The 13,256-nt window shown below is 71.5% G+C and carries 11 protein-coding genes; 7 read left to right on the top strand and 4 right to left on the bottom strand.

Going from position 1 to position 13,256, the window contains the following annotated elements; genetic code table 11:
- Positions 1-14: 14 nt before the first annotated feature.
- Entirely contained in the window at positions 15-920 is a 906-nt protein-coding gene (locus tag BLQ76_RS11290) for an SDR family oxidoreductase (protein ID WP_090673142.1), read from the bottom strand.
- 97 nt (positions 921-1,017) lie between these two features.
- On the opposite strand from BLQ76_RS11290, the gene BLQ76_RS11285 reads away from it, so the two are divergent.
- Positions 1,018-1,860, top strand: coding sequence for a helix-turn-helix transcriptional regulator (locus tag BLQ76_RS11285; RefSeq protein WP_090673140.1), 843 nt, complete (start codon positions 1,018-1,020; stop codon positions 1,858-1,860).
- Positions 1,861-1,891: 31 nt separating this feature from the next.
- Here BLQ76_RS11285 and BLQ76_RS11280 read toward each other — a convergent pair whose 3' ends face one another.
- The 3 genes from BLQ76_RS11280 to BLQ76_RS11270 all read right to left on the bottom strand — a co-directional run bounded on the left by BLQ76_RS11280 (position 1,892) and on the right by BLQ76_RS11270 (position 4,889).
- Positions 1,892-3,148 carry an NAD(P)/FAD-dependent oxidoreductase gene (locus tag BLQ76_RS11280; protein WP_090673138.1) on the bottom strand — a complete coding sequence of 419 codons (1,257 nt, stop codon included), beginning with the start codon at positions 3,146-3,148 and terminating at the stop codon, positions 1,892-1,894.
- 235 nt (positions 3,149-3,383) lie between these two features.
- Positions 3,384-3,815: a DUF930 domain-containing protein gene (locus BLQ76_RS11275; protein WP_090673136.1), complete on the bottom strand. Its 432-nt coding sequence runs from the start codon at positions 3,813-3,815 to the stop codon at positions 3,384-3,386.
- Positions 3,816-3,884: 69 nt separating this feature from the next.
- Entirely contained in the window at positions 3,885-4,889 is a 1,005-nt protein-coding gene (locus BLQ76_RS11270; RefSeq protein WP_090673134.1) for a LacI family DNA-binding transcriptional regulator, read from the bottom strand.
- Positions 4,890-5,094: 205 nt separating this feature from the next.
- Between BLQ76_RS11270 and BLQ76_RS11265 the strand changes: the two genes are divergently transcribed.
- The 6 genes from BLQ76_RS11265 (at position 5,095) to BLQ76_RS11240 (ending at position 13,255) form a co-directional block, all read left to right on the top strand.
- Positions 5,095-7,476, top strand: coding sequence for a CaiB/BaiF CoA-transferase family protein (locus BLQ76_RS11265; RefSeq protein ID WP_170842563.1), 2,382 nt, complete (start codon positions 5,095-5,097; stop codon positions 7,474-7,476).
- Positions 7,477-7,480: 4 nt separating this feature from the next.
- On the top strand, positions 7,481-8,317 hold the full coding sequence (locus BLQ76_RS11260) for a hotdog family protein (RefSeq protein ID WP_090673130.1): 837 nt from the start codon (positions 7,481-7,483) through the stop codon (positions 8,315-8,317).
- A 234-nt stretch (positions 8,318-8,551) separates the two neighbouring features.
- Positions 8,552-9,658, top strand: a complete 1,107-nt coding sequence (locus BLQ76_RS11255; RefSeq protein WP_090673128.1) for a mandelate racemase/muconate lactonizing enzyme family protein — start codon at positions 8,552-8,554, stop codon at positions 9,656-9,658.
- A gap of 38 nt (positions 9,659-9,696) precedes the next feature.
- Positions 9,697-11,289 (top strand): ABC transporter substrate-binding protein, encoded by a 1,593-nt coding sequence (locus tag BLQ76_RS11250; protein WP_139183991.1) that lies wholly within the window; start codon positions 9,697-9,699, stop codon positions 11,287-11,289.
- Positions 11,289-12,275: an acrylyl-CoA reductase family protein gene (locus tag BLQ76_RS11245; RefSeq protein WP_090673124.1), complete on the top strand. Its 987-nt coding sequence runs from the start codon at positions 11,289-11,291 to the stop codon at positions 12,273-12,275. Before BLQ76_RS11250 ends, BLQ76_RS11245 begins: the two co-directional genes overlap by 1 nt.
- The gene (locus BLQ76_RS11240) at positions 12,272-13,255 is read left to right on the top strand and encodes a dihydrodipicolinate synthase family protein (protein WP_090673121.1); all 984 of its coding nucleotides are present in this window, start codon (positions 12,272-12,274) and stop codon (positions 13,253-13,255) included. Before BLQ76_RS11245 ends, BLQ76_RS11240 begins: the two co-directional genes overlap by 4 nt.
- Position 13,256: the final 1 nt, after the last annotated feature.

Below are 13,256 nucleotides of genomic sequence, written 5' to 3'. Positions count from 1 at the left end.
GGCCGGGAACCCGGTCAGGCCGCGGCGGCGGGCGCGGCGAAGTTCATCGCCCGCAGGTCCTCGATCAGGCTGGGCCCCGCGGGATGCCAGCCGAGCTCTTGGCGCGTCCAGGCGCTCGACGCGGTCATGTCGAGGTCCGCGAAGACCGTCATCCAGCCGAAATAGGCCGGTGCTTCCTCCCTCGTGAGCGAGCGCACCGGCAAGCCCAGGCCGGCGCCGACAGTCTCGGCGATCTCGCGCATCGCCACGCCCTCCTCGGCGACCGCATGATAGCGCGCACCCTTGCGGCCGCGCTCCAGCGCCAGTGCGTAGAGCCGGGCGACGTCGCCGACGGGCGCGGCCGCCCAGCGGTTTCGGCCCTCGCCGATATGGGCGACGAACCCCTTCTCGCGGGCCGTGTCGATGAACGGCGTGATGAGGCCCTGCTTCACCGGGTCGTGCACCTGGGGAAGACGCACGATGCGCACGTCGACGCCGGCTTCGAGCAGCGAGTTGGCGGCCTCCTCGGTCGCGATCCGGGGAATCGGATGGGTCGTGCTGAAGACGCTTTCCAGCGCCGGCTGGCCGGGACCCGCGCTGCCGATGTTGACGCCCGAGGTGACCAGGAACGGGCGGCCGGATCCCTTCAGCGCCGAGCCGATCGCCGTGACGACGCGACGGTCCTTCTCGCAGTTGGCGACGAAGTGGCTGAACTCGTGGTCGAACGCCGTATGAATCACGGCGTCGGCCTTTTCGGCGCCCGCGCGCAGGCCGTCGGGATCCTCGAGCGTGCCGCGGTAGGGCTCGACGCCCGCCGCGGCCAGCGCCCGCGCGCCGGCCTCGGACCGGGTCAGTCCCAGAACCTCGTGGCCCGCCGCCAGAAGCTCGGGAGCGACGCGCGAGCCGATGAAGCCGGTCGCGCCTGTCAGGAAGATACGCATGAATGCCTCCGAAATGGGTTCGAGGCGCGTTGTCCTCCCGTCCGTGATCCTGTTAAAGTAGTGACCGTATCCTGGTATAAGAACCAACAGGTTCACCATGTCCAAGACATCCGACAACGCGCTCGGCACGTTTTTGAAGAACCGGCGCACGCGCATGGACCCCGCCTCGTTCGGCTTCGGCGGCCGGCGTCGCACGCAGGGGCTGCGCCGCGAGGAGGTGGCCCTGCGGGCCAACATCTCGCCGACCTGGTATACCTGGCTCGAACAGGGACGGGGCGGCGCGCCCTCGGCGGACGTCCTCGAGCGGATCGCCAAGGGCCTGATGCTGACGGAGCCCGAACGCGAGCATCTCTTCGTGCTCGGGCTCGGGCGCCCGCCCGCGGCGGCGTCCTACAGCGCGTGCGATGCCGTCACGCCCCGGCTTCAGCGGGTCCTCGACGCCTTTCCGGCGAGCCCCGCCATCATCAAGACCGCGACCTGGGACGTGGTGGCCTGGAACCGTGCGGCCGCCACGCTTCTCACCGACTACAGCCAGCTGCCGCGCGACCAGCGCAACATCCTCCGCCTCGTGTTCACCAACTCGCGCGTCAAGGCGGCGCAGGCCGACTGGCTCGCCGTCGCACGCTACGTGGTGGGGGCCTTCCGGGCCGAGGCGGCGCGCGCGGGCGCGAGGGCCGAGATCGAACGGCTGGTGGAGGAGTTGTCGCTTCTCAGCCCCGAGTTCGCCTCGCTCTGGCGCGACAACGACGTGTCCGGGCATGCGGACGGGGTGAAGCGCCTGCGCCATCCCGAGCACGGGCTGCTCGAGCTGGAGTTCTCCGCCTTCTCGGTGGAGGGCCGACCGGACCTCGGGTTGATCGTCTACAACCCCGCCTCGCCCGAGACGGCCCGGCGCATCGCGGCGCTGCTGGCGGCGGCCGGCGCGCCCCCGGCGACCTGACGCGCCAACGGGTTCGTCCGGCCCCGCCGGCTCAACGCGAACCGAAGCGGTCGGCGCGATAGGGGGCGGGGTCCGCGAAGGGCTCGGCGCCGGTCATCAGCTCGGCCAGGAGCCGGCCGCTCGCGGGGCCGACCGTCAGCCCGTGGTGGGCATGGCCGAAACTGAACCACAATCCCCGATGGCGGGGGGCCGGACCGATCACCGGACGCATGTCCGGAAGGCACGGGCGTCGTCCGAGCCAGGGCGCGGCCTCGACCGGCGTGCCGAGATCGATGATCTCGCGGGCCCGGCGCTCGGCCAGCGCGATCTGCCGCGCATCAACCGGACGGTCGCTCCGGGCGAATTCCACGCCGGTCGTCAACCGGACGCCCTGGCGCATCGGCGCCAGCACGTAGCCGGCTTCCTCGTCCACCACCGCGTGATGCAGCGCCGTACCCTCGCGCAGCGTGAAATGCCGGTGGTAGCCGCGCTTGATGCCAAGCGGGATCGCATAGCCGAGCCGGCGCAGGATGGTGTCGGACTGCGGGCCGAGGGCCACCACCGCCTCGGCTGCGTCGACCTCGTCCGCCGCCGTGCGAACGGCCCAACCGCGACCCGAGGGCTCGAGGCTGCCGGCGTCGCCGACCAGAACCGCGCCTCCACGCCCTTGGAAGAGGCGCGCATAGCGCTTCGTCAACTCGCCGGGATCGCGGACGGTCTTGGGATCGAGCCAGTGCAGCGCGCCGCAGATGCCGCCGTCGCCGGTACGGATCGAGGGCTCGACCGCAGCGAGGGCCGAACCCTCCAGCGTCGACAGGCGCAGTCCGTGCGAGGCGAGCGCGGCGGCCTTGGCGCAGGCGACCTCGAACCGGCGCGGACTGCGAAAGGCCGCGATCCAGCCCTCCGCACGGACCAGATCGCCGGCGGCCGACGCCTCGATCAGCCGGTCGTGCTCGGCGACGCTCGCCTCGATCAGCGGCAGCATGGCGCGGGCCGCGATGGCCAGGTTCCGCGACGAGGACTGGCGCCAATACCGGAACAGGAACGGGATGGTGCCCAGGATGTCGCGCGGATCGTAGCGCACGTCCGAGGAGCGGTTGAGCGCATAGCGCAGGAGCGTCGGGACGCTGCGCGGGAATGCATAGGGCACGACGCTTGACCGCTCGATCAGGCCTGCATTGCCGTAGCTCGTTCCCTCGCCCGGCTCGGCTCGATCCACGAGCGCGACGCTGCGGCCGCGCATCTGGAGATGCAGCGCTGCGCAGACGCCGACGATCCCAGCCCCCAGGACGACGACGTCGACCTTCATGCGGCGCGGCTCCGTGCCGGGCGGCCAGGCCGGACGGCCTCCAAGGGGGCTCCGCGCGGCGGCATCTGCGGGTCGCGGCGCCGGACGGCGGGAGCGGAGGCGGTCGCGTCGCTCGGAACGGGCTTCATCGCGTTGTCTCCGGTATCCGAGGCAAAGGGTGCCCCTTGGCACTGGGCGGTCGCCAGTGCCAAGGGGCACGGCGACTGGCGTCGGTTCGGATGAGCGGCGGAGGGCCTCACGGGAAGAGCCGGTGCGCGTCCCATTCCGTGCGGGCCACAGGCGTCTGCGAGACGATCTCGTAGCGCAGCGTTTCGACGTGGAGACGGTCCGGGGTCACCGAACACCGGAAGCGCAGCCGGAACCAGTCGCCCTTGTTGCGAAACGCGGCGCCGCCGGCCCGGACCGTGCGCTCCGCGATCCGCCCGCGCGAGAAGGCATCCATCACGACGCGGTCGACCCGGTTGTAGCGGGTCTCCTTGGCGATGCGGTCTTCCAGCCCGAGAAAGCAGACCTGGATCATGCGGTCGACCGGCGCGAGCTGCCGCATCTCCGCCGTTTCGCGCGCCGACAGCGCAAGGGCGGGGGTGCCGAGGAGCGGGGCCGCGAGACCGATCGCGGCCGCGATCGACCGGGACGCCCGGGTGGCTGGGATCGAAGATCGTGTCATCCGGCATTGATAAGGGTGACGAAGGGATCGCGCTACCCCGATCCGCAACCGATGGTCCGGCCGTGGAACTCACCGGGCCGATCGGCGGACGACGAGCTCGCCCGCGAGGCGATGGGTCGCGACCGTCGCGCGCTCCGCCGCCGGCGCCATGACCTCCCGGATCGCGATCGCCACCATCTCGTCGATCGGCTGGCGATAGGTGGTCAACGAGTAGTGCGACCAGTCCGCCATGGCGATGTCGTCGAAACCCGCCACCGCGATCTCGCCGGGAACCGACAGGCCGGCCTCGTCGCGCAGCGCATCGAGCCCTCCGGCCGCCAGGATGTCGTTGGCGAAGAAGATCGCGTCGGTTTGCGTCTCGCGAGCGATCTCGAGCGCGGCCCGCCGTCCCGCGTCATAGGTGTAGGCGCCGCCGTCCACGACCCGCGTCAGCACCATGCCGAGTTCGGCCAGTCGCCCGACGAAGCTGTGGCGGCGCTCGAGGTTGGTGCTGGTGTTGGGCAGGCCCGCGACATAGGCGGCGCGGCGGCGACCGAGCGCGTAGAAATGGTCCGCGATGGCGCGCGCCCCCGCGACGTTGTCGCAGCAGACGCTGGTCAGGCCCGCGCCGTCGTCGAGCCGGTTCACCAGGACGGCCCGGCGGCCTTCGGTGGCCCTGGCGAGCGTCGCGCCCGACAGGACCGTCGCGGACACCACGATGATGGCGTCCACATGGTACTGCCGCAGCGCCACGAGCTGGCGCCCGACGTCGCTGCCGGGCGTGACGTTGAACAGGAGACTCTGCTGGCCGACCGCCTGCAGGGCGCGTGTCAGCTTCTCGATCAGCCCGAAGTAGAACGGGTTCTGCAGATCCGAGATCAGGATGGCGACGATGTTGCTGCGCCGGGTCGACAGGATGCTGGCGATCACGTTCGGCCGGTAGCCGTGCTTGTCGGCCGCCGCGAGGATGCGCTCGCGCATGTCGGGCGAGATCGAGGCGCCCGGCGTGAAGGCGCGCGACACGGCGGACTGGCTGACGCCCAGGACGCGCGCCAACTCCCGCGCGGTCATCGCCTCGCCCCGTCGCACCGACATCGCCGTTCCATCTCGCTCGATCGTTTCGCGCGGGACGCTACACGTTTCATGACCCGCATGCCAATCCCGGATGCCGCTTCTTGCATCCGGATGCAAACCTGCATAGCCTGATCGAGGGAGCGATCCAGCGCGACGGCGTTCGGCGGCTTGCGGCTTGGCCCGGCCTGCGCGGACCGTTCCCCAAGACACGACCCGGGAGGAGCAGTTGAGATCGGCTTTGCAAGGCCTCGTCGTCGCCGACCTGTCGGAGGCGATCGCCGGCCAGTACTGCGCCCGCCTTCTGGGCGACTTCGGCGCCGACGTGACGCTTCTGGAGCCGGCGGACGGTTCGGCGACGCGGCGCCTGGCGCCGTTTCGCACGCGCGACGGCGTTTCGCTGGTGTTTCGCCACCTCAACACCGGCAAGCGGTCGCGCCGGCTGCCGGCCGACCCGGACGCGCGGCAGGCGATGCTGCGGGACTGGTATCGCCGCGCCGACGTCGTGGTTCTGCCTGCCGACGGTCGCGAGGACGAGGTGGAGCGCTGCAACCCGCAGGCCGTGGCGCTGCGCCTCAGCCCGTTCGGCTCCGACGGTCCGCTGCGGGACTGGAAAGGGCCCGAGATCGTGCTCCAGGCGCTGTCGGGCATGATGCACAACAACGGCGCCTTCGGCCGCGAGCCGCTCTACGGCTGCGGCAACCGCGCGTCCTTTGCGGCGGGCCTTGCGGGCGCGGCCGGGGTCCTGGCGGCGCTTCTGGCGCGGGGGGCGACGGGGCTCGGGCAGGGCGTGCGCGTCGACGAGGCCGAAACGGCCGCCGCGATGTGCTTTCCCTACGTGCTTCAGTACAACTACAACGGCACGGTCAAGAGCCGCCTCGATCCCAACATTCCCGCCGGTCAGGTCCTGTGCCGCGACGGCTGGGTCTGCATCTGGATCTACAACCATCGCTGGGCGGCCGTCTGCCGCGCGCTCGGCCTCGGGGCGCTGGAGACCGATCCGCGCTTCAGCGAGCCGCTCGAGCGCCGGCGCCACTGGGCCGAACTCTTCGCCTTGATCCAGGACACCGTGGCCGACCGTGAGGCCGAGGCCGTGGTCGCGGCGCTGCAGCGCGAGGAGGTGATCGCCGCCAAGGCCTATCGCCCGAGCGAGCTGGCGCAAAGCGGCCACCTGGCCGCGCGCGGCTACTGGGAGCGCACCGGGAACGGGATCGCCCTCGGTGCACCCTTCCGCTTGTCGCGCACCCCGCGCGGTCCGGTCGCCCCCGAGCCGGCGCCGGGCGCGAACGACGCCGACGCGCTGCCCGCGTCCCGGTTCGTGACGGCGCCGGAGACCGCCTCGGGGCTCGCCGCGTCCCGTCCGCTGGCCGGCTTGCGGGTTCTGGAGATCACGACCGCCTGGGCCGGGCCGATGGCAGGACGCGTGCTCGGCTTCCTGGGGGCGGAAAGCATCCATATCGAGTCGCCCAACCGGGTGAACTCGTGGCGCCTCAACAAGGAGGTGCCCAACCCCGTGAACTTTCCCGGCGGAGAGCCGGGCGAGCGCCCCTTCGACCGTGCCTTCCTGTTCAACTCGCAGAACGTCGACAAGCTGTCCTGCATCCTGAACCTCAAGGACGAGGGTGGTCGCGCAACGCTGCGCCGCCTCGTGGAAAAGGCGGATGTGCTGATCTGCAACTTCCGGCCTGGCACGCTGGACCGTCTCGGCCTCGGCTACGAGGCGTTGCGCGCGATCAAGCCCGACATCATCGTCGCCGAGCTTCCCGCCTACGGGTTGGAGGGACCGATGTCGCGCTACGCCGCGCTCGGGCCCACGATGGAGATGGCGGCCGGCATGTCGGGCATGATCGGCTATCGCGACGGGCAGCCCGAGACCACGGGGCCTTCCTATCTCGACCCGATCGGCGGCTTCAACGCGGCGGTCGCCATTCTCGTCGCGCTCAACCACCGGGCGCGCACGGGGGAGGGGCAGCATGTCGAGGTGCCGCAGGTCGAGGCGGCCATGCAGGTCGTCGGACCCCAGATCCTGGCCGCGATCGAGAACGGCACGGACCCCGTGCCGGACGGCAACCGCGTGCCCACGGCCGTTCCGCACGAGGCCTATCCGGCGGCCGGCGAGGACCAGTGGGTGGTGATGGCCGCCCGCGACGACCGGGAATGGCAGGCGCTCGCCCGCGTCGTCGGCGGCCCGGCGCTCGCGGCCGACCCGCGCTTTGCGACCCTGCCCGACCGTCTGGAGCGCCGCGACGAGATCGACGCCATCCTGCGCCGCTGGACGCAGACGCGCGACAAGCACGCGATCGCGGAAGCGCTTCAGGCGGCCGGCGTTCCGGCCGCGCCCGTCCAGACGCCGCGCGACCTGTCGGAAAGCGCCTATCTCGCCCATCGCGGCTTCTTCACGCGGCTGGAGCATCCCGACGCCGGGGCGCACGCCCATCCCGGCCTGCCGATCCGGCTCAGCCGCACGCCCGGCGCGCATCGCCGCGCGGCGCCGGCCTTCGGCGCCCACAACCGCCATGTCCTGGAAGCGATCCTGCAGCTGAGCGGCGCGGAGGTCGAGGCGCTGCGCCGCAGCCCCGCCATGGCCGACGCGCCGCTGCCGGGAGCCTGAGGCTATGCACGCGACACCATCGCCGCCGGCCGGCGCGCTCTTTCCCTCGCACCGCCGACTGCCGATCCGTCTCGACGACCGGCCGCGCTATCGCGGCTCGGTCCACGACGACGAGGTCGCGCGGCGCATGGGCTTTCGCGCCGCGCTGGTGCCCGGCGCCTTCATCTACGGCCACATGGCGCGCATCGCCGTGGAGGCCTGGGGCGAGCCCTGGCTGCGCGCGGGGCGCATGGGCGCTCGCTTTCGCCGACCCGTCTACAAGGACGACGTCCTGGACCTTGCGGCCGGGCCGCTCGAGCGGGGGGCGGACGGCGTGCGGGCGACGATCTCGCTGCGCGACGCGGCGGGCGAGGAGGTCGCCGCGGGCTGGGTCGGACCGCCGGAGGAGGGCGAGGCCCCGGCGGACCGTCTCGCGGTGCGGCCCTTGCCCGAGCCCCGCCCGTCCGTCGGGGCCGGCCAGCTGCCGATCGGTGCCCCGATCGGCTCGCGCGACGCGGTGCTGACCGGGGACGACGTCCTGGAATCGCTCGCGGTCTTCGACGAGCACCATCCCCTGTTCCGGCGCGAGGGCTTCGTCCACCCCGGCTGCCTGATGCGGCTCGCCATGTTCGATGCGAACGAGTCCTTCCGCTTTCCCGCCCCGGCCGTCCTGGTGGAGGTCGAGGCCCGACACTTTGCCGCCGTACGTCCGGGCGCCCGCATCGCGACCGCGGGGCGCATCAGCGCCGACTTCGAGCGGCGCGGTCGGCACTACATCGAGACCGATGAGACGCTGCTGGCCGACGGCGTACCGGCGGCGCGCTACCGCCGGGTGCAGATCTACGCCTCCGCCGGCGGCTGACCGTTGGCCGTCGCCGGGTAAAATTCCCGGCGCGGTGAATGCCGGTTGCATGCGGATGCAAATCATCTAAGCTGTTGTTTGTCAGTCGCGCAGAAGCCGGTCACGCAAGACCGCCACGCGACGCGATCTGGGAGTTTTCGCCTTGAGCAGATTCTCGAGCGCGGTTCGGCGACCGTTCTGGCGCCGCCGCGACCGCTCCGTCCTATCGGCACGATCCCTCGCCGGAGACCGGCGTTGAGCGCGCGCATCCGGTCCGTCGAGGCAATGCAGGTCGCCTGGGCGCCCGGCGACGCGCCGGGCCGCCGAAGCGCCTTCGTGCGGATCGAGACCGAGGACGGGATCGTCGGCTGGGGCGAGGCCTCGCCGATGCAGGGTGGTCTTCATTCGCTCGGCATCGTGGAGCGGGATCTCGCACCCGCCCTTGTCGGGCGCGATGCCTTCGAGGAGGCGGTGCTCCACGACGAGCTTCTTCACCGCAACATCAAGCTCGGTCCCGAGGGCGCGCTCACCGGGGCGCTGGCGGCGGTCGACATCGCGCTCTGGGACATCAAGGGCAAGGCCCTCGGCCTGCCGGTGCACCGCCTGCTGGGCGGCGCGTGGCGCACGGAGCTGCCGTTCTACGCCTCGATCGGCGGCCATGCGGCGCGCACGCTCGATGAGACGGTGCGTGTCGTGGAGGCGCGCTGGCGCCAGGAAACGCCGGCCGCCATCAAGATCCGCTGGGACGGCGACCGAACGCGGCAGGACGCCGACATCCCCGGCGACATCGCCAAGGCGCGCGCCGTGCGACAACTCGTGGGCGAGGGCTATCCGCTCGCCTTCGACGCCAACAACGGCTACTCGGTGGGCGGCGCGATCCGCGTCGGCCGCGCTCTCGAGGAGCTCGGCTACGTCTGGTTCGAGGAGCCGGTCCAGCACTACGACGTGCGGGGCATGGGCGAGGTCGCGCAGCGGCTCGACATCACGGTCTCGGCCGCCGAGCAGACCTATACGACGCAGGCGCTCGTCGACATCATCCGGGCCGGCGTGCGCATGGTGCAGCCCGACATCGTGAAGATGGGCGGCATCACCGGCCTCATGCGCTGCGCCGCGATCTGCCACGCGCACGGCGTTGAGCTCGTGCCGCACCAGACCCAGCCGACCATCGCCCACGTCGCCAACCTCCACGTTCTGGCGACCCTCATGCACCTGACGAAGCCGGCCGAGTACGCCGATCCCTCGGGACGCATGGACGCGGCCTTTCCCGACCTGCCCAAGCCTGAGAACGGGCGCTTCCGGGTGCCCGACGGACCGGGGCTCGGCCTTGCGGTCGACGAGTCCGTGTTGCGCGCGCACCGCTGAAGACCCCTCCAACCGAAACCTCGCAGAAGGTGGCCACGATGACGATCACACGCAGGCAGGCCCTTCAACTCGCCGGCGCGGCCGGCGCCCTGGCCGCGATGGGCCTTCCCGCCCGCGCTCAGGCCGACACCGACACGCTGCGCATGGGCATCGCGGCGCGCGGTCCCCGCCACAGCGATCCGAACCTCACCACGCAAGGGTCCGACAACTGGGCCACCGAGCAGATGTACGAGCAGCTCGTGCGGCCCGAGGACGGCGACTTCGCCGTGACGCCGGACCAGTACAAGCCGACGCTCGCGACGTCCTGGACCTCGACGCCCGATGCGCGCGGCTGGACCTTCCAGCTGCGTCCGGGCGTCCAGTTCCACAAGGGCTACGGCGAGATGACGTCGGACGACGTCGTCTACTCCTTCAAGCGCGCGATGAACGAGGGCACCAACCGGACGATCCTGTCCAACATCGAGGACGTCGTGGCGAACGGACCGCTCGAGGTCACGATGACGCTCCGCAAGCCCGACCCCCTGTTCCTGGGCACCAGCGCCTTCAACAACAACACCTCGATCGTCTCGAAGAAGGCCGCCGAGGAGATGGGCGAGCGCTTCGCGACCGACGCCGTGGGGACGGGACCCTACGAGCTCGTCAGCTTCGCCAGCGAGAGCGGCACGAAGCTGAAGCGCCATGAGGGCTACTGGGGCGAGAAGGCCAAGATCGGCAACATCGAGAACGTCTACATCGCCGACACGACCGCGCGCACGCTGGCGCTGCTCGCCGGCAATATCGACATCATGGAGGCCGTTCGCGCGCCGGGCTGGGTCGATTCCATGAAGGGGCGCGACCCGACGCTCGTCTTCGACATGACGGTGCCGGGCTCGTTCAACACGCTCCACGTCAACCTGACGCGTCCCCCCTTCGACCAGCTCAAGGTGCGCCAGGCCCTGATGCACGCGATCGACCGCGAGGCGGTCTCGCAGGCGCTGGCGCCCATGGGCGGCGTCCTCGCCGGCCTGCAGCCCGCGAACTTCCCGGCCGGCTTCTCCACGGATCAGCTGCCCGAGGAGCTGCGCTACCCCTACGATCCCGAGCGAGCCCGCGCGCTGCTAGCCGAAGCCGGCTTTCCCGACGGCATCAGCTTCTCCTCGCTGTGCAGCCAGCGCGAGGACTACGCGTCCACCATGCTGATCGTGCAGGAGCAGCTGCGCCTCGCCGGCTTCAACATGGACCTCCGGATGATGGACCACACGGCCTATCATGCCGACAACCGGTCCGACAAAAACACGCTGGCGATGCACTCCTCCAGCTACCCGCCGATCCCGACGCAGATCTACTTCCAGCAGCTGTCCTCGCAGTCCGAGGTCAAGGGCGACGGCTCGGGCGGGGGCAACTACAGCCACTACGGCACCGCCATGCCCGGCATCGACGGCCTCCTGGAGCAGGCGCTCAACAGCACGACCTACGACGACTACGTGAAGGCCTGCTCGCAGATCGAACTGCAGGTTCTGCGCGACCTGCCGCTGATCGGCCTGTCGACCCTGTCCTTCACCACGGCCCGTTCCGGTCGCGTCGATCTCGGCTACCCCGTGAAGAGCGGCTATGCCCGCTGGCGCTTCCACCGCGCCACGAAGTCGGCCTGATGGCGTTTCGCGCGCTCCTCACCGAGAAGCCGGCCGACGGCGCCGTCCGGTCCTCGGTCCAGACGCTCGACGAGGACCGGCTGCCCCCCGGCGACGTCACGGTCGCCGTGGAATGGTCCGGCCTCAACTACAAGGACGGGCTCTGCGTCCTGGACAAGGGCCGGCTGGTGCGCGCCTTCCCGCATGTCGGCGGCATCGATTTTGCCGGCATCGTCACGGACAGCGCCGACCCGCGCTACCACGTGGGCGACCGCGTCGTCCTGACGGGATGGCGCGTCGGCGAAACGCATTGGGGCGGCTTTGCGGAGCGGGCACGGGTGCGGGCCGACTGGCTCGTGCCGCTGCCCGAGGGCCTCTCGACCCGTCAGGCCATGATCTTCGGCACGGCCGGGCTCGCCGCGGCGATGGCGGTGGAGCGGCTGGAAGCGCTGGGCGTCCAGCCCGGCAGCGGCGAGATCGCGGTGACCGGCGCCTCGGGCGGCGTCGGCTCGCTCGCGCTTCTGCTTCTCGCCGCGGCCGGCTTCCGGGCGGTCGCGGTGACCGGGCGGACCGACGGCGCGGACGACCTTCTGCGCCTCGGCGCATCGCGCGTCGCCGGACGCGACGAGATCACCGGCGAGCCGCCCAAGCCCCTGGAAGCGGCCCGCTGGGCGGGCGCCATCGATAATGTCGGCGGTGAAACGCTGGGCCGCCTCCTGCGCCAGCTCAGCCCCGGCGGCGCGGTGGCGGCGGTCGGCAACGCGTCGGGCATCGGTTTTGAGGGAAGCGTCCTGCCCTTTCTCCTGCGCGGCGTCACGCTCGCGGGCATCGACAGCGTGACGCACCCTTACGAGCGACGCGTCGCCTCCTGGCAGCGCATCGCCAGCGCCTTCGATGCCGGGCGCCTCGAACCCCTGGTCAGCGAGATCGGCCTCGATGCGGTCCCGGAGGCGGCGGCTCGCATCCTGCGCGGCGAAACGCGCGGCCGTGTTCTGGTGCGCCCGTGAACGCGCCCGGATCCGTGACCGGCGACGCGGTCGCCGACTTCTTCGCCGCCGGCGGGCGCCATCGTCTGTGGTGCCCGGCGCTGACCTTCTACACCGAGGACGGCTCGCTCGACGAGGAAGCCTTTGCGCGCCACCTCGATCGGCTCGCACCCCATGTCGGCGGCATCCTCGTGCCCGGATCGACGGGCGAGGGCTGGCAGATGAGCGAGCGGGAGTCGCTCGACGTCCTGCGCCTCGCGCTGCAGGCGGCGCCGGCGCGCGGCATCCGCGTTCTCGTCGGGCTCCTGCGGCCGAGCGCGGGCGAGATCGCGTCGTTGGCCCGGGCCGCCGCCGATCTCGCGGGCGCGGGGAGCGACATTCTCGGCTTCACGCTCGCCGCGCCGCTCGCCGCCGAGCCGATGGACGAGGCGGCGCTGGAGGCGGCCTTCCGGCCGGTGCTCGAGACCGGCCGATCGGTGTTTCTCTACCAGCTGCCCCAGGTCACCGGCAGCACCATCCCGGCCTCGCTCCTCGAGCGTCTCAGCGAGCGCTTTCCCAACGTGGCGGGCCTCAAGGACAGCAGCGGCGAGGACGCGCTGGCGCTCGGCGGCGCGCCGGAGCGTCTGGTGCTTCTGCGCGGCGCGGAGGGCGACGTCGTGCCGTGGAGCTTGGAGGGCGGTGGTCCTTACCGCGGCTTCCTTCTGTCGAGCGCCAACGTCTTCCCGGCCGAGCTGCACGCCGTTCTCGCCGACCTCGAGGCGGGCCGCCTGGAGGAGGCCACGGCGCTGTCCGGACGGGTCGCCGCCGCGGTCGGCGACGCCTTCGCGCTCGTCGCCATGCTCCCGTTCGGCAACCCCTTCACGAATGCCAACAAGGCGCTTCTCCACGCGCGGTTCGGGGAGCGGGGGGCGGCGCGCCTTCACGGCGGGCGGAGTCTGCCGTCGGACGTCCTCGCCGTGGCGCAGCAGATCCTGCACCGGCACGGCTTCGCCGGCGCCTGAG

Origin of the sequence: Aureimonas jatrophae, assembly GCF_900104035.1 — a bacterium.
In the GTDB taxonomy this organism is placed as follows: Bacteria; Pseudomonadota; Alphaproteobacteria; order Rhizobiales; family Rhizobiaceae; genus Aureimonas; species Aureimonas jatrophae.
This window is presented reverse-complemented; position numbering and strand designations above follow the sequence as displayed.